This is a genomic window from Mesorhizobium sp. C089B, from assembly GCF_030323125.1.
Taxonomy (GTDB): Bacteria; Pseudomonadota; Alphaproteobacteria; order Rhizobiales; family Rhizobiaceae; genus Mesorhizobium.
The window spans coordinates 2596749-2619626 of the sequence record NZ_CP100469.1; the positions used below are offsets into that span (position 1 = coordinate 2596749).

Here is a 22878-nt window from a genome sequence, read left to right on the forward strand (position 1 = left end):
TGCCGACAGCGGCAACAGCACCCTTCTCCCCGTTCACGGGGAGAAGATGCCGGCAGGCAGATGAGGGGCGGCGCCAGCCTTGGGGTGCTCGCGCTGCCCCTCATCCGGGCCTGTCTGTGCATGTCGTTGTCCCAAAACCGCTACGCACTTTTGGGCGACATGCATTCGGGCCACCTTCTCACCGTAAACGGGGAGAAGGTGGAAGAACTACTTCTTGTTCTTGGCCAGCCAGTCCTGCTGTTCCTTGGTCAGGAACGCGGCCCATTGATCGGCAACGTCCTTGGCCGACTTCTGGCCGAGCAGCACTTCCTGGAAATTCTTGATCGCCACCTGGTCGACGAAATTGCCGAGGTTCTCCAGATGTGTCGGCGGCGTCACCATTTCATATTTGGAAGTGTCGCTGAGTTCGGTGAACCAGCCTTTGAACTGCTCGGTCTTGAAGTGGGCATCCTGGTCGGCGCCATTGTGGATCGGCACGACGCCGACTTCCTTGGCCCATTCGAGATTGTCCTTGGGCGACAACAGCGTCGCCATCAGCTTCCAGGCATCGTCCTTGTGCAGCGAATTGGCGAACATCGCCCAGCCGGCATAGCCCAGCGTCGGATAGGATTTGCCGCTTGGCCCCACAGGCAGCGGCGCCACGGCAAAATCGTCGGCACTCATCTTGTCGGCAATGCCGATCAGCGCATCCGGATCCTGGTTGAGCATGGCGCAGGTGCCGGAATAGAAGCCGGTGACGGTCTCGTTAAAGCCCCAACTCACCGCATCCTTGGGCGCCAGCCCGTCCTTGTACATGTCGGCCAGCATCTGCAGGCCCTTGACCGAGCCCTCCTCGTTGATGGTCGAGGTGCCGTCCTCGTTGAAGTAGCCGCCCTTGCCAGCGGCGATGTTCATGAACATGTGCATGCCGTTGAAGGCGCCCGGCCCACCGCGCAGGCAATAGCCGTACTTGCCTGGAATGGCGGAGATCTTCTTGGAGTCGGCGATGAAGTCGTCGAGTGTCGCCGGCGGGCCGTCGAGACCGGCCTCCTTGAACAGCTTCTTGTTCCAGAACAGCGCATTCACATAGTAGCCGTACGGGATCATGAACTGGGTGTTGTTGACGGTCGAGCCGAACTGCTTGGCGCGGTCGCCGAGCGTTTTGGCATCATCCCATTTGGCCATGTAGGGACCGAGATCCTCGAGCTGGCCGTTGGTGGCGTAGAGGCCCATCCAGCGCTCCGGCATCTCGACGATGTCGGGCGTATCGCCGGCCTGCACCATGGTGAGGAATTTCTCGAAGGCCTGACCCCAGGGCAGCGAGACCACCTCGACCTTGACGCCGGCATTGGCGGCCTCGAACTCGGCGATCTGCTTCTTCAGGAATTCGGTGCGCTGCGGGCTGGTGATGACCTCGACCAGCTTGAGGGTGGTGTCGGCCAATGCGCCGCTGGCGGACATCGCCAGGCCGGCAGCGGTGGCAAGCATGATGCTCAGTCTTTTCATGTTCAGAACTCCCATTTTGAACCCAGTCATTTTTTTGCTTTGTCGAAGGCCTGGCCGATGTCGGCCCAGAGGTCTTCGACGCTTTCCAATCCGACATTGAAGCGGATGGTTCGGGGGCTGACGCCGAAGCGCGCCATCGAATTGAGACCCGGTGTCTGCTCGAGCGAGGCCTTTGCCGGCACGACCAGGCTTTCATGACCGCCCCAGCTGACGCCGATGCGGAAAAATTTCAGCGCATCGACGAAAGCGGGAATGTCGACATCCTCCGTCACCTCGAAGGAGAACAGCCCGGCATAGCCGGCAAGCGTCTTCTTGCCGGGATGGTTGGAATAGGCGGGATGATTGACCCGCTCGACCTTGTCATGCGCCTTCAAGCGCTCGGCGATGATGAGCCCACTCTTCATGTGATGCGGCAGTCTCAGCGGCAGCGTGCGCAGGCCGCGCAACAGCAGCCAGCCCTCGAAGGGCGACAGCTTTGCGCCGAGCTGCGAATAGGTCTGGTCGTTGATATGCTTGATGTGAGCGGCCGAGCCGGCCACCACGCCGGCGACGGTGTCGCTGTGACCGCCGAGATATTTCGAGGCGGAATGCAGCACCAGATCGACGCCGTGCAGGATCGGCTTCTGGAACACCGGCGTCGCCCAGGAATTGTCGATGGTGGTGACGATGCCCTGCTCTTTCGCCAGCCGCGTCAGATGTTCGAGATCCTGCAGCTCGAACGTCATCGAGGTCGGGCTTTCCAGGTAGAGCAGTTTGGCGCCGGGAAGAGCCGCGGCCACCGCATCCGGATCGGAGCCGTCGACATAGTCGACCTTGATGTGCAGGCGCGGGAACAACCGCTCGAACAGTCGGTAGGCGTCACCATAGCAGTTGCGCACCGCAACGATGCGCTCGCCGGCGCCGACAAAGGCAAGCAATGTCGCGCTGATCGCCGCCATGCCGCTGGAGAATCCGCGCGCGGCTTCCGCACCTTCGAGCGCTGCGACGCGTGACTCGAATTCCATCACCGTCGGGTTGTCGCCGCGCGAATAGATCGGCTGCTTCCTGCGCCCGGCAAAGGTGTCGGCCATGTCGGCATAGCTGGCGAAGGTGAACAGCGAGGTCTGGTAGATCGGCGGCACCACCGCATTGCCAGGGAACGGGTCGTCATGCGCCAGAAGCGTCGCCGCCTCGGCGAGATAGTCGCTGCCGGAAATGCCTGGGTCGAAGCTGTGCTCGTTCATGTGCGGACCGAAAGTTTGAGGTTGGCGGCGCCGCGCTTCAAATCGTCCTCGACCGTGGCGATCAGCTTCAGCGCTTCGGCCCGGGCGCCTTCCGGATCGTGCGCGGCGATGCAGTCGAACATGGTGCGGTGGTAGGGAAAGCTTGCGTGGCCGAAATCGCGCACGCCGAGCGGATGTTCCCAGAAGCGGTGGAACAGTTCGTGCATGGCGGCGATAATCTGCTCGAACAGCGGATTGCCGCAGGCGCGGTAGATCGCCTGATGGAATTCCCAGTCCTCTTCCGACGACATGCCGGCGCGGCTGAGAAACTCTTCCTCCATGATGTCGAGCTTGCGCTCGATCTCGGCGAGGTCGTCCTTGTCGGCACGAATGGCGCAAAGGGCGGCGGCTTCCGCTTCCAGCGCGCGGCGGATTTCCAGCGTGCGCATCAGGCCGGTGAAATCGTTGCCGCCGGCAAGCGTCAGCGGCATGTGCAGCATGTCGAGCGAGACGGCGGCCTTGAGATAGGTGCCCGAGCCCTGCCGGCGCTCGACCAGGCCAAGCCCTTCCCAGCGCGTCAGCGCCTCGCGCACCGTGTTGCGGCTGACCTTCAGACGCTCAGCGAGGATGCGTTCGGTCGGCAGCCTCTCACCGGGTTCCAGCTTCTCGCGCATGACGAAGCCGGCCAACGCCTTCAGCACCGCGTCGTCGCGGGCCGTCGTCTGGATCGGCGGAAGGCTGAATTCGGTCACCGGGGCTATTACCGAAGTGGTTCAATGGTCCAACCAATTTCTGCACAGACGAAGGGACCTGTCAACAGTGGAAACGCAGCGAGGCCGAAGGGCCAGGGGATGCACCTTCGGCCTTGCTGCTTCAGCCGTGGATGCGGGCCGGCGCAGCGGCGGCGCGAGCCTCGCGCCAGCGAGCGAAGATTGCCTCGCGAACCCGCCTCGAACCAGAGAGGCGCTTTTTTGCCTGCGCCAGCACCGCAGGCGACGCCTCGGCGGGCGTGCCGGACCGAAAGGGAGGAGCCGGGGCGTATTCGAGCGAGAGCTGCACGATCTCGGCCTCCTCCTGTCCAAGCAGCCTCGCAACCAGCGCCAGGCCGAAGTCGATCCCCGAAGTGACGCCGCCGGCGGTGATGAGCTTGCCGTCTTCGACGATACGCTCGTCGACCGGGATCGCTCCGAACTCCTCAAGGAAATCATGCGCATACCAGTGCGTGGTCGCGCGCTTGCCCCTCAGCAGTCCGGCCGCCCCAAGCACCAGGGCACCGCTGCAAACGGAGGTGATGTAGCGCACCTGCCCCGCGCGCTCCCACACGAAATCGAGGACTGTCTGGTCCTCCAGCAGCGCGTTGACCCCGCCCCCGCCAGGAATGCACAGCACGTCGAGGGGCCGGCAATCGTCAAAGGTCGCGGTTGGCGTCAGCGAGAGGCGCGTCGATGACGTCACCGGGTTGCGATCCTTCCAGATCAGTTCCACCTCGGCATCCTTGGCCGATGCCAGGACTTCGTATGGGCCGGTGAGGTCGAGTTGTTGGACGTCGGGGAATACGAGGATGCCGAAACGAAGGGGCATGGAAATCTCCGTGGGTTGACTTCCGGCAATCTACGGCATCATGGTTTGGCACGATTGCCATTCATCCCTCGCTTCGGGCCAAACCAATGCGCCGTATCGAAGTACTTGCCTATCCCGACATCCAGCTCCTCGACGTCAGCGGACCGCTGCAGGTCTTTGCCAGCGCCAATGATTTCAAAAGGCAGGCCGGCGAACCGGCTCCTTACGAGGTCGTGGTCGTCGCCGCCTCACCGCGCATCCGGACATCGGCCGGTCTCGTGCTGGAGGCAGCAGTGCTGCCAACCCACGGAGGTAAGATCGACACGCTGCTTGTCCCCGGAGGATGGGGCGTCAACGCGGCCTGCGACGATCCCGTGCTGGTCCAGTGGATCGCCGGTCGCTCGCGCGATGCCACCCGAACCGCTTCCGTCTGCAGCGGCGCCATGCTGCTGGCGACGGCTGGCCTGCTCGACGGCCGCCGCGCGGTGACCCATTGGGGACGCTGCGCGGAGTTCGCCCGGCGCTTTCCCGCGGTCCGGCTCGAACCCGATCCGATCTTCATCCGCGACGGCAATGTCTGGACATCCGCCGGCGTAACGGCGGGGATCGATCTCGCCCTCTCCCTCGTCGAGGCCGACCTTGGCCGGCACACGGCGCTCGGCGTGGCGCGCGAATTGGTGGTCTTCCTGAAACGTCCCGGTGGCCAGGCGCAATTCAGCCAGACCCTCAAGCTGCAGCAAGGCGACGGGCGCTTCGACCGGCTGCATGGCTGGATCCTCGAAAATCTGGCCGGTGACCTGTCGCTCACGCAGTTGGCCGACCACGCCAATATGAGCCCGCGCAGCTTCTCGCGGCGCTATCGCGAGGCCACCGGCCGGACACCTGCCCGCGCGATCGAGGAGATCCGGATCGAGGCGGCGCGGCGGATGCTGGAGCGGGGCCAGCCCGTCAACCAGACGGCCCGCCGCTGCGGTTTCGGCTCGGAAGAAACCATGCGGCGCGGCTTTCTGCGCGTGCTGGGCACCAATCCGCGCGCCTATCGCGAGCGTTTCTGATCGCGACTGCTTGCTCCATTAGGCCGGCGGTCGATGCCGTAGAAATAGAGCCTCTCTAGCATTCAGGCGGGATGCTGTAGCTGGCTGAGCCCGCCATCGACAACGAGGGTCGCGGCGTTCATGAACGGGCATTCCTCAGAAATCATGAACACAGCGGCCAGCGCGATCTCGCGCGCCGAGGCGATGCGGCCGCCTGGATGCAGCGCCAGCGTCCTGGCGCGCGCGGCCGCCGGGTCGGCAAAACTGTTCCAATAGTCGGTCGCCTTCTGTGTCTCGACATAGCCGGGCGCCAGGGCGTTCACGCGCACGCCCTGCCCGGCATATTCCAGCGCCAGCGATTTGGTCAGCCCAAGCAGCGCGTGCTTGGCCACGGGATAGGGGAAGGTATGAGGGATGATGGTGAAGCTGTGCGTCGAGGCGATGTTAAGGATGGCGCCACCGCCATTTGCGATCATTGCCGGCAGCACCGCCTTGGCGCAGTTCCAGGCGCCCTTGACGTTGACGTCGAAATTGCGGTTCCACTCCTCCTCGGTCGCCTCGAGCGGCGTCGAGAACACATTCATGCCGGCATTGTTGATCAGCGCGTTGATCGGCCCGATCGCGTCGGTCGCTTGACCGACGGCTGCGGCAATCGCGGCACCGTCGCTGATGTCGGCTGAGACATGCCCGACATGGCCCTGCGGCGCTGCTAGGCCGGCGACCGCTTTGTCCAGCAGCGCGCCGTCGCGATCGACCAGGAACAGCCTTGCCCCTTCGGCGAGGCAAGCTTCAGCGATGGCAAGCCCAATGCCTTGCGCGGCGCCGGTGAGGAAGATGCGTTTGCCGGACAGGCGCTCACCCATGGCTGTCACTCCACTGGAAGATGGTCAGCGCCGGCCCAGTGCCGACGAACGCAGATTGTCGAGCAAAACGGCAAGCAGCAGGATCACGCCGCGCACAATGTATTGGTAGAACGCCGGGATGTTGAGCAGGTTCATGGCGTTTTCGGCGATGCCCATGATCAGCACCCCGACGATGACGCCCGACATGGTGGCGCGGCCGCCGGCAAGCGAGACGCCGCCGAGCACGCAGGCCGAGATGACCGAGAGTTCAAGCCCCACCGCCGCATTGGGCTGGCCCGACGTGATGCGCGAGGCCAAAAGGATGCCGGCGATGCCGCAAACCACGCCTTGCAGCGCAAAGATCCAGATGCGCGTCCAGTCGACATTGACGCCGGCCAGGCGCGAAGCCTCCGGGTTACCGCCGATGGCCAGCGTGTTCTTGCCGAAGACGGTACGATTGAGGACAAAACCGAAGATGCAGAACAGCACGGCCATGACCCAGACCGGCGTCGGAATGCCGAACAGCTTCGACAGCGCCAGTTGGTAGAAATCCGGGCTGTTGATGCCGACGGCGCGGCCATCGGATGCGATCAGCGCAAGGCCGCGCACGATCTGCATGGTAGCAAGCGTCGTGATCAGCGCGTTGATGCGGAACTTGGCGATGACGACGCCGTTGATGAAGCCGACGAAGGCGCCGCAGGCGATTGCCGCAAGAAGCCCGAGGATGATCGATCCGGTATAGTTCGACGCCATCACCGCGACCATGCCGGCGAAAGCAACGATCGAACCGACCGAGAGGTCGAAGTCGCGCGCGGCGAGGCAGAACATCATCGTGCAAGCGACGATGCCGACGGTGACCACCGATTGCAGCAGGCCGAGCATGTTGCGGTCGGTCAGAAAATTTGGCACCAGCAGCGACACTAGCGCGAAGGCGACGATGAAGATCACGACGAGGCCCTGTTCGCCGAGCAGGATCTTCTTCAACTGATCGGTCATGGCAAAGATCCTCAGGATGCGATCGCGTCGGGGGTTTTCTGATCGGGAAGAGCGGCGGCCAGGATCGCTTTTTCGGCGAACTGGTCGCGCGCGAGTTCGGCGCTGATGCGCCCGCCGCACATCACCAGGATGCGGTCGCAAATGCCCATCACTTCCGGCAGTTCGGACGAGACGACGACGATCGCCATGCCGTCTTCGGCAAGCTGGTAGAGCAGTTCGTAGATTTCCGCTTTGGCGCCGACATCGATACCGCGTGTCGGCTCGTCGACGATAAGCACGCGCACGCCCTGCTCCGACAGCCAGCGGCCGAGAATGACCTTCTGCTGGTTGCCACCGGAGAGGTTGATGATGTCCTGCTTGCGCGACGGCGTGCGCACCTTGAGCTTCTTGATGAAGATCTCGGCGGTGGCGATCTCGCTAGCGCGGTTCAAGATTCCGAAGCGTGTGTGATGACGCCGCGACGAGATGTTGATGTTCTCCTCGATCGAGCGGCCCTGGATGATGCCGTCATGCTTGCGGTCTTCCGAGCACAAAACGATCCCGGCGCGGATCGCGTCATGCGGATCGGTGGCATGCACGACCTTGCCATCAACGGTAATGGTGCCACCTGAGCGCGGGTCGGCGCCGAACACCAGCCGCATCAGTTCCGAGCGCCCCGCGCCGATCAGGCCGAAGAAGCCGACGATCTCGCCCGCCCTCGCCTCGAAGCTGGCGGGCGTCGTCAGTTTTACTCCGGAAACAGCGTCGACCTTCAGCCGGACATCGCCGGCCGGGCGTGGGCGAAAACCCCAGATATCGGAGATTTCGCGGCCAACCATTTCGGCGACGACCTGGTCGCGCGTAACGTTTTTCAGCGACGCATGGTGCGCCGCGAGCTTGCCGTCGCGCAGCACGGTCAGGCTGTCGCAGAGGCGGAACACTTCGTCCAGCCGGTGCGAGACATAGATGATGACCTTGCCCTCGCCGCGCAGGCGGTCGATCAGCGCAAACAGGATTTCGCTTTCGCGCGACGACAGCGACGAGGTCGGCTCGTCCAGAGCGATGACGCGCGCGTCGAGCATGATCGCCTTGGCGATCTCGACCATCTGCCGTTCGCCGATGGACAGCGTCTTGACCTTGCGGCTGATATCGATGTCGATGCCCGCCGATTTCAGCTTGGCGCCGACGTCTTCCAGCATTCTGGCGCGGGCGATGATGCCGGCGTTGGTGGGGAAGCGGCCAAGGCTGAGGTTTTCGGCAACAGTGAGCTCAGGAACCAGCTGTAGCTCCTGGTGGATGACGATGACGCCATTGTCGAAGGCATCTCGCGTCGTTGCATAGGCTTGCATCTTGCCGTCGATGAGGATCTCGCCGTCATCGGCATGCTGGTCGCCCGACAGGATCTTGATCAGCGTGGATTTGCCGGCGCCGTTCTCGCCCATCAAGCCATGCACGGCGCCCTTGTCGACGCTGAACGAGACGCCGGACAGCGCCTTGACGCCCGGATAGGTCTTGGTGATTTCCGAGAAGTCGAGAAAGGACATGGGGCGCCTATCCTTTTGCCATGCCAAACAGGCGGCGACTGTGAGCCGCCGCCTGTTTGTACAGGGAGGATTATTCGATGCCGAGACCCTTGCGGACCGTCTGGTAGTCGTCGCGCTTGGCCAGCGCACCGGCGGTCAGGATCAGCTTCTCGGGTTCCTTGTTGTTGGCGACCCAGTCATACATGTTGAGCGCAGTCTCGTAGCCGTGACGCTTCGGCGAGATGATCACCGTGCCGACGAAGCCGGTGGCGGTCGGCTTCTTGAACTCGTTGATCGCCGAATCCGCACCGCCGATGCCGACGCCGATCACGTTTTCGGCCGGGATGCCGACGCTTTCGGAAGCGCGCACGGCGCCGAGCACGGCTTCGTCGTTGAGGCCGAAGGAGACCCACTTCTTGATGTCGGCATGGGCGTTGAGTACCACCGTCGCCGCATTGAGTGCAGCCTCGGTGTCGGTCTTGGCCTGAGGCGCGTCGAAGATGTTCTCGGCCTTGAAGCCGTTGGCCTTGAGCACCGAGATGGCGCCTTCGACCCGGTCGACGGCGGTCGGCAACTGATCATAGGAGACACGGATGGCGCCAACCTCGTCGGCCTTCCAGCCGCGCGCCTTCATTTCGTCGACGATCGCCTGGCCGACGGCCTCGCCGATCTTGGTCGCCGAAATGCCCATATGCGGCACGTCTTCCAGCGCCTTGCCGTCTGCGCCGACCAGACGGTCGTCAACGGTCATCAGCTTGAGATTGTTGGCGGCGGCCTTGGCGACGATGCCGGGGCCGAGCTTCACATCAGGCGTGCAGACGATGAAGCCTTGCGCGCCCTGCGCGCCGAGATTGTCGATCGCCGACATCAGCTTCTCACCGTCCTCGGCGCCGATCTTGACCAGGGTAAAACCCTTCTCCTTGGCGGCCTGGTCGGCGAACTTCCATTCGTCCTGGAACCACGGCTCCTCCGGCTGTTTGACGATAAAACCTATCTTGGTGTCCTGAGCATATGCAGCGATGGTCGTGACGGACAGCACGGCAAGGGCGCCCGCGACGAGCGCGGTCTTCAGAAGTCGCATGATTACCTCCCAGCGATGGCCGGGCGCTCAGCCCGGATGCAGAGTCTCTAATTCTTTTTATCATACTCGTCAATTGATCTGGTATGATAATTGAGCTACATGCTCTGACCAGGGATCGCTGGCGCAAATCATCCGCATCCGGTAAGGCCGGGGACGCGAGATCAGTGGTTTCGCCGCCTTGGAGGAGGGCTGAGGTGACCGAAACTTCGAAGAAGGCATCAGGCGACACCCGCCGCCCGCGCGTCATGCCCGATGTGACCAAGGCGCTAGCCTCAGACATCTTTTCCGGACGCTATCCCGCCGGCTCGTCTCTGCCGACCGAAAACGAACTCGGCGTCGAATATGGCGTCAGCCGCACCGTCATCCGCGAGGCGCTGAAGGTGCTGGCCGCCAAGGGGCTGGTGCTGTCGCGACCGCGCATCGGCACGGTTGTATGTGAACAGGACAACTGGAACATCATCGACCCGCAGGTGCTGGCCTGGCACGCGCCGCATGCGCTGGACGACAAATTGTTCGACGCCATCCTCGAAACGCGCCGCGCCATCGAACCTCTGGTAGCTGAACTGGCGGCGACTCGTGCGACGCTGCAGGAGATCGCCGATCTCGAAGCCGCCTGGCGCGGCATGGCCAATGCCGGCGAGGATCTCGCCGCCTTCTCGCGCTCGGACATCACCTTCCACCAGATCGTCTATGCCGCGAGCCACAACCCGATCTTCCGCCAGATCGGCAATCTGATCGACACCGGGCTGAAATTCTCGCTCGAAGCAACGGCGACCATTTCGCTCGCCCGGCGCATGGAAGCGGTGGCGGCGCACCGTGAGGTGGTCGAGGCGCTGCGCATGCGCGATGCCGCGGCGGCGCGTGCGGCGGCAGGCCGGATCCTCGACCTTGCGGCGCGCGACCTGGTCAGCGCCAAGAAACTCAAGAACAACTGAGACCAGCATGAAAATCATCTCGCTCACCACCTACATCGTCCCGCCGCGCTGGCTGTTCCTGAAGATCGAGACTGATGCCGGCGTTACCGGCTGGGGCGAGCCTGTGGTCGAAGGCCGTGCGCTGACGGTCGAGGCAGCGGTCAAGGAACTTGGCGATTATCTGATCGGCAAGGACCCGCGCCTGATCGAGGACCATTGGACGGTGATGCATCGCGGCGGCTTCTACCGCGGCGGGCCGATCCTGATGAGCGCCATTGCCGGCATCGACCAGGCGCTGTGGGACATCAAGGGCAAGGCGCTCGGCGTGCCTGTGCACGAACTGCTCGGCGGCAAGTTGCGCGACAGCATCAAGGTCTATTCCTGGATCGGCGGCGACCGGCCGGTGGAAGTGGCTGCTGGCGCCAGGGAGGTCGTTTCGCGCGGTTTCCAGGCGCTGAAGATGAATGGCACCGAGGAACTGCAGATCGTCGACAGCCATGACAGAATAGATGCGGCTGTCGAACGAGTCGCCATGGTGCGCGAGGCCGTTGGGTCCAACATTGGCATCGCCGTCGATTTCCACGGCCGCGTGCATCGGCCGATGGCGCGCATGCTGGTCAAGGAGCTCGAACCCTACCGGCTGATGTTCATCGAGGAGCCGGTGCTCAGCGAAAACCGCGAGGCGCTGAAGGAGATCGCAGCGCTGGGCTCGACGCCGATCGCGCTCGGCGAGCGTCTTTACAGCCGCTGGGATTTCAAGTCGGTGTTCGAGCAAGGCGCCGTCGATATCATCCAGCCGGACCTGTCGCATGCCGGCGGCATCACCGAATGCCGCAAGATCGCGGCGATGGCCGAGGCCTATGACATTGCGGTGGCGCCACACTGCCCGCTCGGGCCGATCGCGCTTGCCGCCTGCCTGCAGCTCGATGCCGTCAGCTACAACTGCTTCATCCAGGAACAGAGCCTCGGCATCCACTACAACGCCGCAAACGATTTGCTCGATTATGCCGCCAACAAGGACGTCTTTCGCTACGAGGATGGCTATGTCGCAATCCCCGATGGTCCCGGCCTCGGCGTCGAAATCGACGAGGACTACGTCAAGGAACGCGCCAAGGAAGGCCACCGCTGGCGCAACCCGGTCTGGCGTCACAAGGACGGCTCCTTCGCCGAGTGGTAGCCCGGCCGACCTTGCGGTCAGGCCTTCAGGACCTCGGGTTCGATTTCGCGGTGGCGCCAGCGTAACGCAGGCCTCTGATGGGCCGCAGCGCCGAGCACCAGCGCAGGGGACCGTCGGCGCCGGCAAGCCGCAACTGGCTGACCGCCTGGGTTGCGGCAAGCGATCGAAAGCGGTCGCTATCCATGGGACATGGCGGATGTCCTGTTCTCATCGACCTTTTCTTGGCCCGCAGCCGCGTGACCTGCCCGCGGCGTGCCGGCCTGCGTTCCTGCCGGAGAAGATGCAGCTGCCGAGAAATGTCCCTTCCAGCGCATTGTAGCCGTGATAGCCGCCGCCACCGCCGCCGGCCACCTCGCCTGCCGCATAGAGCCCGGCAATGGGCGCGCCATTGCCATCGAGAACCTGCGAATTGAGGTTGGTGTGCAGGCCGCCCAGCGTCTTGCGCGTCAGGATGTTGAGGCGCACCGCGATCAGCGGCCCGTGCCTGGGGTCGAGTATCTTGTGCGGCTTGGTAACCCGGAAGATCTTGTCGCCAATGTAGTTGCGGGCGCCGCGGATGGATGTGACCTGCGCATCCTTGGTATAGGCATGGTCGACCTCGCGATCGCGCGCCACGATCTGGGCCTTGAGCCGGTCGTAGTCGAGCAGATTGTCGCCTGACAGCGCGTTCATCCCGGCGACCAGGTCGGCCAGGTTGTCGCGGACGACGAAGTCCTCGCCCTTTTCCAGGAACGCCGCCACCGATGGTGGCGCCTTGCCGCCGCGCCGGTTCTTCAGCACGGCCCGCCAATCCTTGGCCGTAAAGTCTAGGTTTTGCTCCGAACCCGACAGCACGAACTCCTTCGAAGCGATCGTCTTGCTCAGCACGAACCAGGAATAATCGTGTCCCGTCGACAGGATACGCTTCAAGGTGCCGAGCGAATCGAAGCTCGGGAAGAACGGCGCCTCCATGCGTTGTCCCAGAGCATCGAACCATAGCGGCGACGGCGCCGACAGGATGCGGATGCCGTGGTTCGGCCAGATCGGATTCCAGTTCTTGATCCCCTCGACATAGTGCCACATGCGGTCGGCGTTGATGACGGCCCCGCCGGCGTCCTGGGTGATCGCCACCATGCGGCCGTCGACATGGTGCGGCACGCCGGCAACCATACGCTTCGGCGCTGACCCCAGCCGCCCGACCGGCCAAACCTTGCGAACCAACTCATGATTGCCGCCGATGCCGCCCGAGGTGACGATCACGACACCGGCCGAAAGCTCGAAATCGCCGACGGCCGTGCGGCTCGACTGCTTGCCGCGCTCGACATTGGACGCCTCCAGCATTTCACCCATGACGCCGGTGACCGCACCATTGGTTTTGACCAGCCGGTTGACCTGATGGCGGAATTTCAGCGTGATCAGCCCTTTGGCGACGTGCTCGCGCACGCGCCTTTCGAACGGCGCGACCACGCCCGGCCCAGTGCCCCATGTCAGGTGGAAGCGCGGCACTGAATTGCCGTGGCCATTGGCCAGCGCGCCGCCGCGCTCGGCCCAGCCGACCACCGGCCACCAGCGCATGCCCATGGCGTAGAGCCACGGCCGCATCTCGCCGGCGGCGAAATCGACATAGGCTTCCGCCACTTTCCTTGGCCAATGGTCCTCGGGCCGGTCGAACTGGGCAGAGCCCAGCCAATCCTGCCAGGCGAGGTCGCGGCTGTCCTTGATGCGCAGGCGGCGTTGCTCGGGCGTGTTGACCAAAACAGGCCGCCGAGCGACCAGAATGCCTGGCCGCCGAGAAAACCGCCACCCTCTTGCTCGACGATGATCACGCGCTTGCCGGCATCGCCGAGCTCCGCGGCTGCGGCCAGGCCGGCCAGCCCGCCGCCAACGATGATTGCATCCGCGTCAGCCATTGTCGTAGCTCCTGAGCCGGCTTTTGTTTTTGAGATCGGATGCTCGTTGCTAGCCGCGCAACGCGTTCCAGATGATGCGCGGCAGCTTCATGAGGCTCGGCCGGTAGTTGAACTCGGTGATCAGGCGGCCGACCATGTGTGCCCTTTTGTGGGTCAGGAACCAGGCCGGCTTCGGCATGATGCGGAACGGCGCTTCGAGCACGCTGCGCTCCGGTCTGTCGAACAAATAGGTGTTGTGGACGACGCCGATGCCGCTCTGCACGTCGTCGAGCGTGTGGCCAGGGAAAGCACCCCAGGTCGGGCGCAGCAGCGCGAACAGAACGCCGCTCCAGGAATTGATGCCGATGCCGCCATAGCGCAGTTCGGCAATGATTTCCTCGAAGCGCTGCCGGCCGATCTCGGCGATCGTCCTGGGATGGATGAGGATGTTGGCGGCAAGCGTGCCGTGCAGCTTTTCATTGGCGTAGGCGACAGCGGCGCGCAGATAGGATTCCGCATTGCCCGCCGGCAGCCGCATGACGCTGAGCGCCGGCGCGAACACCTCGGCATTTTCTAGATAGGTATCCGTGCCCGGCCGGAACGGCACCACCACGCAGGCCGGCCCGCCGGGCCGCTCGAATTTCTGTACGCTGTCGGCATGCGCCTCGAAGGCGGCGAGGCGCTCGGTCGCGCCGGGATAATAGGCCGGGCGCGACGGGGCTTTCTGCATCACCTTTTCGAGGGCCGCCAGAAGCGCGTCGGATTTGTCCCAGCCTTCGGGCAACACGAGCATTTGGCAGGCGATACAGTTGAAACCGGAATTGTTGAGCTTCTGTGTGGCGATCAGTTCGGCATGGTAGGCGATGTCGGCATTCGACCATGGGCCGGGCACCACGATGGTCGGCGCCACGCCGCCAAGCTCAGAGGTGACACGCCGGCTGTTGCGCGGCTTGCCCGCCGCCTTGTTCTTGCGGCCCTCCTCGCCAGGCCCCCAGACGATCGCGTCATGCGAGGCCGCGGCACCGGTGATGTGGATGTCGTCAACGAGATCGTGGTTGCACAGATACGCACCGACATCGGCGCCGCCGCGCACGATGCGCAGCGCACCGAATTCGATCAGCGGCCGCAGCGCCGACCGCAGGAAATCGATCAGATAGTCGTTGACCGGGTTCATCTTGAGCAGAACCACCTGGTGCTCGACCAAAAGCTTGTGCAGGCAGTCGAGCGGCGCGATCGAGGCGACATTGCCGGCGCCGAGCACGAGGCCGATCTTGCCCTTGCGGCTGGTGCGCGGCGCGTCATAGGCCGATGCGGTGTTTGCGGCTAGGTTCGCCTTGGTCACGCCGGGCTGCATCCAGATCTCGGCCTTCAGCCCGGTGAACAACACCTTGTCCCAGAGCGAATTCGGAACCACCGTCACCGCCACCTGTCCGCTAGGCAAGGTGCGGACCGGCAGTCTGTCGAGGAACTTCTTGCCCTCCATCAGGCTGAGCGTGTGGATGAACTGGTTGCAGCCATCCATCAGCGCCGCCGGGCCAGCCAGCCATTCTTCGCCTTCCAGCGGCGAGCCGGTCGGGATGCCCTTCTTGCGCGTCGCGGTTTTGACCCACGCCTCGGCGACCTCGCGGATGTGATCCTTGACCTGCCGCAGCAAGGCAATCCGCTCGCCATTCGAGGTCTGCGCCCAATCGTCTTTCCTGGCGTCGAGATCGGTGAGCGCGAGGTCGAGTTCGGCTGCCCATTCAGGCTGCACGGGCTGAGTTCTGACTGCCTTGGCGACCATCGTATCCTCCTCCACTTCGATCTCTTTGTTTGACGCAATTCCTGTGGGAAAACCGCTTCACACTTTTCCTGGAATTGCTCTACGAAAACGGCAGTGTGGCCCATTGCGCGGCGATCTTACCGCCGGAATAGACTTGGATCGAACCGAACTGCTGTAGCACGAATTCGCTCTGCGTCGGACGCAGGAAGGCGTAGTCGTCGGGCCCGACACTGGCGTCGTCGGGCAGCGCCATAAATTGCTGATTGGTCGAAAAGCCGAACGTCTTGTCGGTCTTCATCCCCACGGGATGGACGGGCTTGGCCATCCATTTTCCGCCGTAGAGAAAACAGCCGCGCCGCGGCAACAGCCCGAGCTTCTGCAGCAGCCAGGAGCGCTGGTCGAGGCCCGGCGCCTGGACATCGACCACCTTCAGGATCGGCGTCGCGATGAATGCGGCAGGCCGCAATTGGCTGAGGCTCGGCACATCGAAATCGGTCGGCAGCATAAAAGCCGATCCGATGGACAATTCATTGGCGCCGACCCAGCTGTCATAGAGCAATGCGGTGCTGCTGCCGCCAAGATTGAGGATCTTGCGCCGGTCGGCGGCAAGGCAAGCGACATACTGGCGAAACAGGCTGATCGCCTTGACGCGCGCCTTGGCCGGTCCTCCCAGCAGTTTGGGGATATGGCCGATATGCGCCTCGTAGGCCATGACGCCTTCGCATTTCAGCCGCGGGTAATTCGCCAACGCGGAAACTGCCCGGGCCAGTGAGTCGGGATCGCTGATACCGCCGCGATGAAGGCCGACATCGACCTCGAAGCAGACGCGCAGCTCGCGGTCGAGCTCGGCGGCAAGCGAGCCATAGGCGGCCAGCCGCTCCTCGGCATCGATCAGCCAGACGATGCGCGACGTAGCTTCGCCGAGCCCGGCGAGAACGCCCTTCGTCAGCGCGTGCCTGGCGCCGGCAACCGGCATCGGCTTGCCCAACAGGAGATCGACTTGGGGAAACACTTTCAGCATCTCGGCGCTGATCGGCAGATGAAAGGTCATCAGCCTGTCGGTCGCAAACGCCGCGCGGATATGGTCGATCAGCGGCAGGCATGGCAGCGACTTGTCGACGAGGCGCAGATCGAGGCCCGTGGCGAACTTCGCCTTGATCGCAGCGATGTTGTGATCGAGCCGGTCGAGATCGAGCACCAGGCAAGGCTGAAAGATCCCGGCTGCCCTCAGCGCGCCCGACATTTCCGCGAAATAGGTGTCGGTCAGGCTCATGCCGCGACGCCGAGCAGCCTGGCAATATAGGGCGACACGAAGCGGTTGTCCGGGTCCATCTCGCGGCGGACCGCCATCGCATCGTTCCAGCGCGGATAGAGCGCGCTCAATTCCCTTGATGTCAGGCTGTGCATCTTGCCCCAATGCGGGCGGCCGCCGCGCTTCCTGAAGATCGGCTCGGCGGCGTTGAAGAACGCCATCGGATCGCGCTCGACGCCGTGATGGATGGCGATGGAACAGGTTGGGCGCTTGTAGAAGGGGCTGAGCCAGACATTGTCGGGCGCGACGACGCGCACCTCCATCGGAAAATAGACCTCTGGAAACCGCGTCTCGAGCAGCGCAATGATTTCGCTGAGTGCGGCCGCCCCTTCCTCGAACGGCAGGTGGTATTCCATCTCGTTGAACTTGACGTTGCGCTCGGAGGTGAAGACCTTCAGCCACTCCTCGATATAATCCTCGGCTGGCACCTTGGCGAAGGCCGAGCCGATGAGACGGCGGCGCAGCCAAGGGAGCCAGCTGAGATAGTCGCGCAGTTTTCTCAGCGTCGTCACCGCATCGTCGTCTTCCGTCGGCGGACGCACCGTCGCCGGCGCCTCGGTGATGTCGCTGGCAATCAGCAGCGCCTGGCCCGAAAACGGCACGTAGTAGAACTCGGCCGAACGATGCGCCGTCATGGTGCTTTCGAATTGCGCAAGCACATCGGCGATCGGCGCCGTCCAGCGGCGGTGCCGCATCCGGTAGCTCGCCACGTTGCGGATCGTCACTTCGGTGACGGCGCCGAAAGCGCCGAGCGAAGCGCCCATGGCTTCGATCATGTCGGGGCTCTTGGCACGGTCGAACTCTTTCACGGCGCCACGCCCGTCGACGATCTGCATCGCCTCGAGCTGGGTATGGTAAGCGCCGAGCGTGATGCCCGAGCCGTGGGTGGCGGTGCCCAGCGCCCCGCCGAACGCCTGCTTGTCGATGTCGCCCATGTTCGGCAGCGCCTGGCCGACGCCGTGCAACAGCTTTGCCAGCGCGCCGATCTTGGTGCCGGCGCCGACCCGTGCTGTCAGCCTTTCGGGATCGTGCGACCTCAGGCCCTCGAAGCGATCAAGCGACAGGATCGTCCCGTCATTCTTAACCAGAGGCGTGAAGGAATGGCCCGTGCCAGCGAATCGAACTGGTCCCGGCGCGTTGCGAATGGCACCACTCAGCTCATCGAGACTCTGCGGTTCGGCAAAAGCCTGCGGCGTGGCCGTGACATAGCCCGACCAATTGCTCCACTGGCTGATAGCCTCTCCCAAAATTGCCTCCCTGGGACGCCGGCTTTGCCGGTCTTTCTCCTAGCGCTAGATAATATGATACATAGTCAGCTTTTCCGGATATGATACATTGTCAGCTTTCTGTCAACCTGGCAATCGGAGGTGTCTTGCGTCCGCGCCGGCCGCATTATCTACAGCGACGCACGCTGAGCCGGCGTCGGCATTGAACGCAGTCGTTGCCCCTTCAAGCCAGCCCAAACGTTTCCACGGCCCGCATGATGCCGCGCAATTCGGCCAAGCCCTTCAGGCGGCCGATCAGCGAGTAGCCGGGATTGATCCTTGTCTTGCCGATATCGTCGGCGAGCAGGTGGCCATGGTCCGGCCGCATCGGGATTTGCCAGTCGGCGCGGCCCTCCTTGCGGCGGCGCGCCTCCTCCTGCATCAGCGCCAGGATGACATGCGCCATGTCGGTGCCGCCTTCGAGATGCTCGGCCTCGTAGAACGAGCCGTCATCCTCGATGGTGATGTTGCGCAAATGGGCGAAGTGGATGCGGTCGGCGAATTCCTTGACCATGGCGACGATGTCGTTGTCGGCGCGCGTGCCGTAGGACCCGGTGCAGAACGTCAGCCCATTGGCCTGGCTGTCGACGGCATTGAGAATGAAACGCGCATCCTCGGCGGTCGAAACGACGCGCGGCAGGCCGTAGAGCGAAAACGGCGGATCGTCGGGGTGGATACACATGCGCACCCCCTCCTCTTCCGCCACCGGAATGATCTCGCGCAGGAACCACGCGAGGTTGTCGCGCAACTCCTTCGGCCCGATCCCGTCATAGTCCGCAAGCGCCTCGCGAAAACTGTCGCGGTCATACTTGCGCTCTGTAGCCGGCAGGCCGGCGATCAGATTGCGCTCGATCTGGTCGATCTTCTCGGGCGGCAATTCCTTCAGCCGCGCTTCCGCCTGCGCAATACGCGCCGGCGTGTAGCTGTCAGCTCCGTTCTTGCGCTTCAGCACGAACAGATCGTAGGCGGCGAAATCAACGGCATCAAAACGCAGGGCGTAGCCTGTCGTCGGCAGACGGTAGGCTAGATCGGTGCGGGTCCAGTCCACCACCGGCATGAAATTGTAGCAGATCGTGGCGATGCCGGCCTTGGCCAGCGCGCGGATCGAATCGCGGTAATAGCCGGCATAGCGCTCGCGTTCCTGCGCGCCGATCTTGAAGGAATTGTGGACCGGAATGCTCTCGACGACCGACCAGGTCAGTCCTGCTTCCTGGATAATGCGCTTGCGCTCCAGCACTTCGGCCTCAGGCCACGCCCGGCCGTCATAGATATGGTGGAGCGCCGAGACCACGCCGGTGGCGCCCGCCTGCTTGACATGATCGAGCGTCACCGGATCATCGGGCCCATACCAGCGCCAGCATTGTTCCATTTTCGGCTTTCCTTCTGCGAGAGGTTGGCAACTTATTGTTGGACCTCGATGGGAGTCGATAGAAAATGGAAGAGTTTTTAGAAATGATGGATTTCGACGGCAAGGTCGCCCTGGTGACGGGGACGACCGGCATTGGCCTGGCAACCGCCAGACGCCTTGCGGCCGGTGGCGCCGCAATCATCGCCTGCGGCATCGACCGCAGCGCCAATGCGGCGATGAAAGCGCAACTGGAAAGCGCTGGAGCTGCGGTGCTGGTCATCGAAACCGATGTGTCCATCTCCGACCAGGTGCGCGACGCGGTGGCGGCTGGCGTCGCAAGGTTCGGCGGCCTGGATGTCATCGTCAACTCAGCCGCCGTCCATCCCTATGGCACCGCGACGACGACCGACTGGGAAACCTGGAACCGAACGATGACGGTCAATGTCGGCTCGATCTACCTGACCGCGCATTTCGGCATTCCGGAAATGATCAAGCGCGGAGGCGGCGCCATCGTCAACGTCGCCTCGGTGCAGGGCTTTGCCTGCCAGCAGAACGTCGCCGCCTATGCCACGACCAAGGGCGCCATCCACACGCTGACGCGCTCGCTGGCGCTCGACTACGCGGCATCAGGCATCCGCGTCAATTCGGTCAGCCCGGGCTCGATCCGCACGCCGATCCTGGAGAAGGCTGCGCGCGGTGACGGCGGCAGCGATGCCGATGTCGAAGAGGCCTACAAGCGCTTCGGCGCGGCGCATCCGCTCGGCCGTATCGGCAAACCGGAGGAAGTGGCGGAACTCATCGCCTTCCTGTGCTCGTCGAAGGCCGGTTTCTGCACCGGCGCGGACTACAGGATCGATGGCGGCCTGACGGCAGGTATTGGCGTGAAGTAGCGCTATGATGGCGTTCTGCGCGCTTGCAGGCAATCGGTGTCCGACCGCGCTACAGCTTCCACATCCGCTTGGCATTGCCCGAAAGCAGCTTCGCCCGTTCGTCGGGACTGGCTCCCGCAATCAACGCATGCGTCGCCGCCACCCAGGTCGCAAGGCCACCGCCAAGCGTGCACACCGGCCAGTCGCTGCCCCACACGACGCGGTCCCAGCCGAAAATGCCGATCGTGTGCTCGACATAGGGGCGCAAGGTCTCGACGGTCCATGAGCCGGCATCGGCATAGGCGACGACACCGGAGATCTTGCCGATGACATTGGGACGCCGCGCGATCTCGGTCATATGCTCGCGCCACGGATGTTCCGCACTGGCCTTGATGTCGGGCACGCCGCAATGGTCGAGCACGAACTGCACATCCGGCGCCAGATCGGCGAGCGCAACCGCCCTTGGAATCTGATGCGGCAGGACGACGAGGTCGAAGGTCAGGCCGGTGCCGGCAAGCCGCTTGATGTTTTCGCGAAACAGCGCGCTGTCCGAAAGCTCGTCCGGCATGACATGCAGCACGCGGCGGAACCCCTTGACGAAACGGTCGGCTTGCTGGCGCCCGAGATAGGCGGCGAAGCCGGCCTCCTCCGGGCGGCAGGAGGCGATCGCCCCGCGCAACAGACTGCCCTTCTCCAGCGACTGCGCCTTCACATGGCTGGTCTCGGCCTGGATGTCGGCTTGATCGACATCGACCTCCATATGCAGCGCGGCCTCGATACCGGCCCGGCGGGCCTGGATCGCATATTCCGCGTGCGGGAAATCGCGGTTGAGCGCCGGCTCGCGGCTGAGCCAGGGATAGCGCAGCGCCGACAGGTCGATCAGGTGCAGATGAGTGTCGATGATCATGGCTGTCCTCCTCGGTGATTTCAGATCATCGCCAAATGCCTAAACCCAGCGCATGGCACAAGCTTTGGCTCAGCCCCGCTTCGGGATCTCTTTGTCCTCGAGCAGCAGCGTCAGCCCCAGGGCGACGAAATAGAGCGCCGCCACCCAGATGAACATCACGTTGAAGCCACTGGAGTAATGGTCGAGCACCACTTCGCGGATCGCGCCCGGCAGGCTCGATGCGAGGTGCGGCGTCAACCCGTTCAGGCCACCCGGCAGCAGGGCGGCGGCGTCTGCAGGAAGCTCGGCTGTCTGCCGGTTCAGCGCCCAGATCATCACCGCGCCGTTCAGCGCCAGACCCAGCGATGCTCCGAGCGTCCGCGCCTGGGTGATCAGCGACGTCACCGCGCCGATATCCTGCAGCGGTGCCGCCGCCTGGATCGCCACGATCAGCACCTGGAACTGCAGGCCCATGCTGATGCCGAACACAGCCATCATCGTTGCCAGCACCCAGATCGGCGTGTGCTGGTTGGTGAGGACAAAGCCCAGCATCAGAAACCCGCCAATACCCATGGCGACCACCGGCATCCATTTGTAGCGTCCGGTTGCGGCAATTACCCGCCCGGCGACGATCGAGATGACCATCGATGTCAGCGACGCCGGCAGGAACAGGAAGCCGACTTCGGCCGGGCTGAGACCCGTCAGCGTCTGCATGTAGAGGGCGAAATAGAAGAACATGCCCAGCGTCACCGTTCCGGCGACCAGCGACACGCCCGAGACGATGCTGACCGTCGAATTGCCGAACAGCCGCAACGGCACGATCGGCTCTTCGGCCCGGCGCTCCACCATGATGAACAAGGTGATGGCGACCAGCGCGAGGAGTGGCAATTCGAAGGTGAGCAGGTCCGGCCCGCTGGGGTCGAGCACGTGATAGCCCCAATAAACGACCGCCGTTGTGCCGATGGCGAGCAGCGCGCCGCCGAGATAGTCGATGCGGTGCCGTTTTTCGTTGAACCGGCTGCGCATGGCGAAGGCCAGCACCGCCAGCACGATGATGCCTATCGGCAGATTGACCAGGAACACCCAGCGCCAGCCGAACAGGCTGGTGATGTAGCCGCCGGCCAACGGGCCGAGCACTGATGACAGCGCGAACACCGCCGAACTGTAGCCCTGATATTTCGCGCGGTCGCGCGGCGAAAACAGTTCGCCGATCATGGCGAAGGCCGAGACCATCAGGCCGCCGCCGCCGATGCCTTGCAGCACGCGCGCGGCGATGAGGCTCTCCATCGACCATGCCATGCCGCAGACCAGCGAGCCCAGCAGGAACAGGCCGATCGCCGTCAGCACGACATTCTTGCGGCCATACATGTCGCCGAGCTTGCCGTAGAATGGCGAGACCGCGGCGGTCGAGAGCAGGTAGGCGGCACCGACCCAGCCGAACAAATGCAGATTGCCGAGTTCGCCGGCAATGGTGGGCAAGGCGGTGACGACGATCTGCATGTCGATGGTTGCCATGAACATGGCGATCAGCGCGCCGAAATAGACGATCAAGGTCGTAAGGTCGGGCCTGACTTGGGCCTCCACGGGCGCTGTGTCCGGCAGCGTCTGCTCGACAGTCATCGGTGTCTCCGTAGCTTGGGGCGCGATTTATGTGCCCGCAGCCGAGAGGTGTCAAATAGGCGAAAACGCCATGCCTGGAGGCATTCCGTCCGGCTAACGGGAAGAGCCTTAGCGGACGTGCAGCCGTGGATGATGGTCGTCGCGACCAGTTCCGC

At 63.7% G+C, this 22878-nt stretch carries 18 protein-coding genes and 1 pseudogene; 4 read left to right on the top strand and 15 right to left on the bottom strand.

Translation table 11 applies throughout. The features are described 5' to 3' along the window. Positions 1-207: 207 nt before the first annotated feature. From NLY44_RS13030 to NLY44_RS13045, 4 genes are all read right to left on the bottom strand, one after another. Positions 208-1485: an ABC transporter substrate-binding protein gene (locus tag NLY44_RS13030; RefSeq protein WP_023804892.1), complete on the bottom strand. Its 1278-nt coding sequence runs from the start codon at positions 1483-1485 to the stop codon at positions 208-210. Between the two features lie 26 nt (positions 1486-1511). Next, positions 1512-2708, bottom strand: a complete 1197-nt coding sequence (locus tag NLY44_RS13035; RefSeq protein ID WP_023691355.1) for a PLP-dependent transferase — start codon at positions 2706-2708, stop codon at positions 1512-1514. Beyond that, complete coding sequence (locus tag NLY44_RS13040) at positions 2705-3439, bottom strand: FadR/GntR family transcriptional regulator (protein WP_023668124.1); 735 nt, start codon at positions 3437-3439, stop codon at positions 2705-2707. The genes NLY44_RS13035 and NLY44_RS13040 overlap by 4 nt, the downstream gene beginning before the upstream one ends. 121 nt (positions 3440-3560) lie before the next feature. Continuing rightward, the gene (locus NLY44_RS13045; protein ID WP_023691357.1) at positions 3561-4268 is read right to left on the bottom strand and encodes a DJ-1/PfpI family protein; all 708 of its coding nucleotides are present in this window, start codon (positions 4266-4268) and stop codon (positions 3561-3563) included. An 86-nt stretch (positions 4269-4354) separates the two neighbouring features. Between NLY44_RS13045 and NLY44_RS13050 the strand changes: the two genes are divergently transcribed. Then, the gene (locus NLY44_RS13050) at positions 4355-5302 is read left to right on the top strand and encodes a GlxA family transcriptional regulator (RefSeq protein ID WP_023685300.1); all 948 of its coding nucleotides are present in this window, start codon (positions 4355-4357) and stop codon (positions 5300-5302) included. 62 nt (positions 5303-5364) lie between these two features. Here NLY44_RS13050 and NLY44_RS13055 read toward each other — a convergent pair whose 3' ends face one another. From NLY44_RS13055 to NLY44_RS13070, 4 genes are all read right to left on the bottom strand, one after another. Beyond that, positions 5365-6144, bottom strand: a complete 780-nt coding sequence (locus NLY44_RS13055; RefSeq protein ID WP_023804891.1) for an SDR family oxidoreductase — start codon at positions 6142-6144, stop codon at positions 5365-5367. A 24-nt stretch (positions 6145-6168) separates the two neighbouring features. Further along, positions 6169-7119 (bottom strand): L-arabinose ABC transporter permease AraH, encoded by a 951-nt coding sequence (gene araH, locus NLY44_RS13060; RefSeq protein WP_023804890.1) that lies wholly within the window; start codon positions 7117-7119, stop codon positions 6169-6171. An 11-nt stretch (positions 7120-7130) separates the two neighbouring features. Continuing rightward, the gene (gene araG, locus NLY44_RS13065; RefSeq protein ID WP_023804889.1) at positions 7131-8642 is read right to left on the bottom strand and encodes an L-arabinose ABC transporter ATP-binding protein AraG; all 1512 of its coding nucleotides are present in this window, start codon (positions 8640-8642) and stop codon (positions 7131-7133) included. Positions 8643-8712: 70 nt separating this feature from the next. After that, positions 8713-9702: an arabinose ABC transporter substrate-binding protein gene (locus tag NLY44_RS13070; protein WP_023668118.1), complete on the bottom strand. Its 990-nt coding sequence runs from the start codon at positions 9700-9702 to the stop codon at positions 8713-8715. A gap of 245 nt (positions 9703-9947) precedes the next feature. Between NLY44_RS13070 and NLY44_RS13075 the strand changes: the two genes are divergently transcribed. Further along, entirely contained in the window at positions 9948-10637 is a 690-nt protein-coding gene (locus NLY44_RS13075; protein WP_245259915.1) for a FadR/GntR family transcriptional regulator, read from the top strand. 7 nt (positions 10638-10644) lie between these two features. Continuing rightward, a complete protein-coding gene (gene dgoD / locus NLY44_RS13080) occupies positions 10645-11793 on the top strand; it encodes a galactonate dehydratase (RefSeq protein WP_023804888.1) in 1149 nt (382 codons plus the stop codon). A 207-nt stretch (positions 11794-12000) separates the two neighbouring features. Here the strand turns inward: dgoD and NLY44_RS13085 are convergent. From NLY44_RS13085 to uxuA, 5 genes and pseudogenes are all read right to left on the bottom strand, one after another. Beyond that, positions 12001-13628 (bottom strand): annotated as a pseudogene (locus NLY44_RS13085) (FAD-binding dehydrogenase); the annotation flags it as partial. 103 nt (positions 13629-13731) lie between these two features. Beyond that, entirely contained in the window at positions 13732-15444 is a 1713-nt protein-coding gene (locus NLY44_RS13090) for an aldehyde dehydrogenase family protein (RefSeq protein WP_286457367.1), read from the bottom strand. A 79-nt stretch (positions 15445-15523) separates the two neighbouring features. Next, positions 15524-16696, bottom strand: a complete 1173-nt coding sequence (locus tag NLY44_RS13095) for an alanine racemase (protein WP_023804885.1) — start codon at positions 16694-16696, stop codon at positions 15524-15526. Beyond that, positions 16693-17982, bottom strand: a complete 1290-nt coding sequence (locus NLY44_RS13100; RefSeq protein WP_023729469.1) for a D-arabinono-1,4-lactone oxidase — start codon at positions 17980-17982, stop codon at positions 16693-16695. Before NLY44_RS13100 ends, NLY44_RS13095 begins: the two co-directional genes overlap by 4 nt. A 202-nt stretch (positions 17983-18184) precedes the next feature. Continuing rightward, entirely contained in the window at positions 18185-19369 is a 1185-nt protein-coding gene (gene uxuA, locus NLY44_RS13105) for a mannonate dehydratase (RefSeq protein ID WP_023681202.1), read from the bottom strand. An 83-nt stretch (positions 19370-19452) separates the two neighbouring features. On the opposite strand from uxuA, the gene NLY44_RS13110 reads away from it, so the two are divergent. Further along, on the top strand, positions 19453-20238 hold the full coding sequence (locus tag NLY44_RS13110) for an SDR family NAD(P)-dependent oxidoreductase (RefSeq protein ID WP_031201491.1): 786 nt from the start codon (positions 19453-19455) through the stop codon (positions 20236-20238). 49 nt (positions 20239-20287) lie between these two features. Here NLY44_RS13110 and NLY44_RS13115 read toward each other — a convergent pair whose 3' ends face one another. After that, positions 20288-21124 (bottom strand): amidohydrolase family protein, encoded by an 837-nt coding sequence (locus NLY44_RS13115; RefSeq protein ID WP_023804883.1) that lies wholly within the window; start codon positions 21122-21124, stop codon positions 20288-20290. 69 nt (positions 21125-21193) lie between these two features. After that, on the bottom strand, positions 21194-22723 hold the full coding sequence (locus NLY44_RS13120; protein WP_023804882.1) for an MDR family MFS transporter: 1530 nt from the start codon (positions 22721-22723) through the stop codon (positions 21194-21196). Between the last annotated feature and the right edge of the window lie 155 nt (positions 22724-22878).

What these genes read in the sequence shown, in the direction of transcription:
- NLY44_RS13110 (WP_031201491.1), top strand. Translation starts at nt 19,453, where the DNA reads ATGATGGATTTCGACGGCAAGGTCGCCCTGGTGACGGGGACGACCGGC.
- NLY44_RS13030 (WP_023804892.1), bottom strand. Translation starts at nt 1,485, where the DNA reads ATGAAAAGACTGAGCATCATGCTTGCCACCGCTGCCGGCCTGGCGATG.
- NLY44_RS13115 (WP_023804883.1), bottom strand. Translation starts at nt 21,124, where the DNA reads ATGATCATCGACACTCATCTGCACCTGATCGACCTGTCGGCGCTGCGC.
- NLY44_RS13095 (WP_023804885.1), bottom strand. Translation starts at nt 16,696, where the DNA reads ATGAGCCTGACCGACACCTATTTCGCGGAAATGTCGGGCGCGCTGAGG.
- NLY44_RS13050 (WP_023685300.1), top strand. Translation starts at nt 4,355, where the DNA reads ATGCGCCGTATCGAAGTACTTGCCTATCCCGACATCCAGCTCCTCGAC.
- NLY44_RS13120 (WP_023804882.1), bottom strand. Translation starts at nt 22,723, where the DNA reads ATGACTGTCGAGCAGACGCTGCCGGACACAGCGCCCGTGGAGGCCCAA.
- uxuA (WP_023681202.1), bottom strand. Translation starts at nt 19,369, where the DNA reads ATGGAACAATGCTGGCGCTGGTATGGGCCCGATGATCCGGTGACGCTC.
- araG (WP_023804889.1), bottom strand. Translation starts at nt 8,642, where the DNA reads ATGTCCTTTCTCGACTTCTCGGAAATCACCAAGACCTATCCGGGCGTC.
- NLY44_RS13090 (WP_286457367.1), bottom strand. Translation starts at nt 15,444, where the DNA reads ATGGTCGCCAAGGCAGTCAGAACTCAGCCCGTGCAGCCTGAATGGGCA.
- NLY44_RS13045 (WP_023691357.1), bottom strand. Translation starts at nt 4,268, where the DNA reads ATGCCCCTTCGTTTCGGCATCCTCGTATTCCCCGACGTCCAACAACTC.
- NLY44_RS13055 (WP_023804891.1), bottom strand. Translation starts at nt 6,144, where the DNA reads ATGGGTGAGCGCCTGTCCGGCAAACGCATCTTCCTCACCGGCGCCGCG.
- dgoD (WP_023804888.1), top strand. Translation starts at nt 10,645, where the DNA reads ATGAAAATCATCTCGCTCACCACCTACATCGTCCCGCCGCGCTGGCTG.
- NLY44_RS13070 (WP_023668118.1), bottom strand. Translation starts at nt 9,702, where the DNA reads ATGCGACTTCTGAAGACCGCGCTCGTCGCGGGCGCCCTTGCCGTGCTG.
- NLY44_RS13035 (WP_023691355.1), bottom strand. Translation starts at nt 2,708, where the DNA reads ATGAACGAGCACAGCTTCGACCCAGGCATTTCCGGCAGCGACTATCTC.
- araH (WP_023804890.1), bottom strand. Translation starts at nt 7,119, where the DNA reads ATGACCGATCAGTTGAAGAAGATCCTGCTCGGCGAACAGGGCCTCGTC.
- NLY44_RS13075 (WP_245259915.1), top strand. Translation starts at nt 9,948, where the DNA reads ATGCCCGATGTGACCAAGGCGCTAGCCTCAGACATCTTTTCCGGACGC.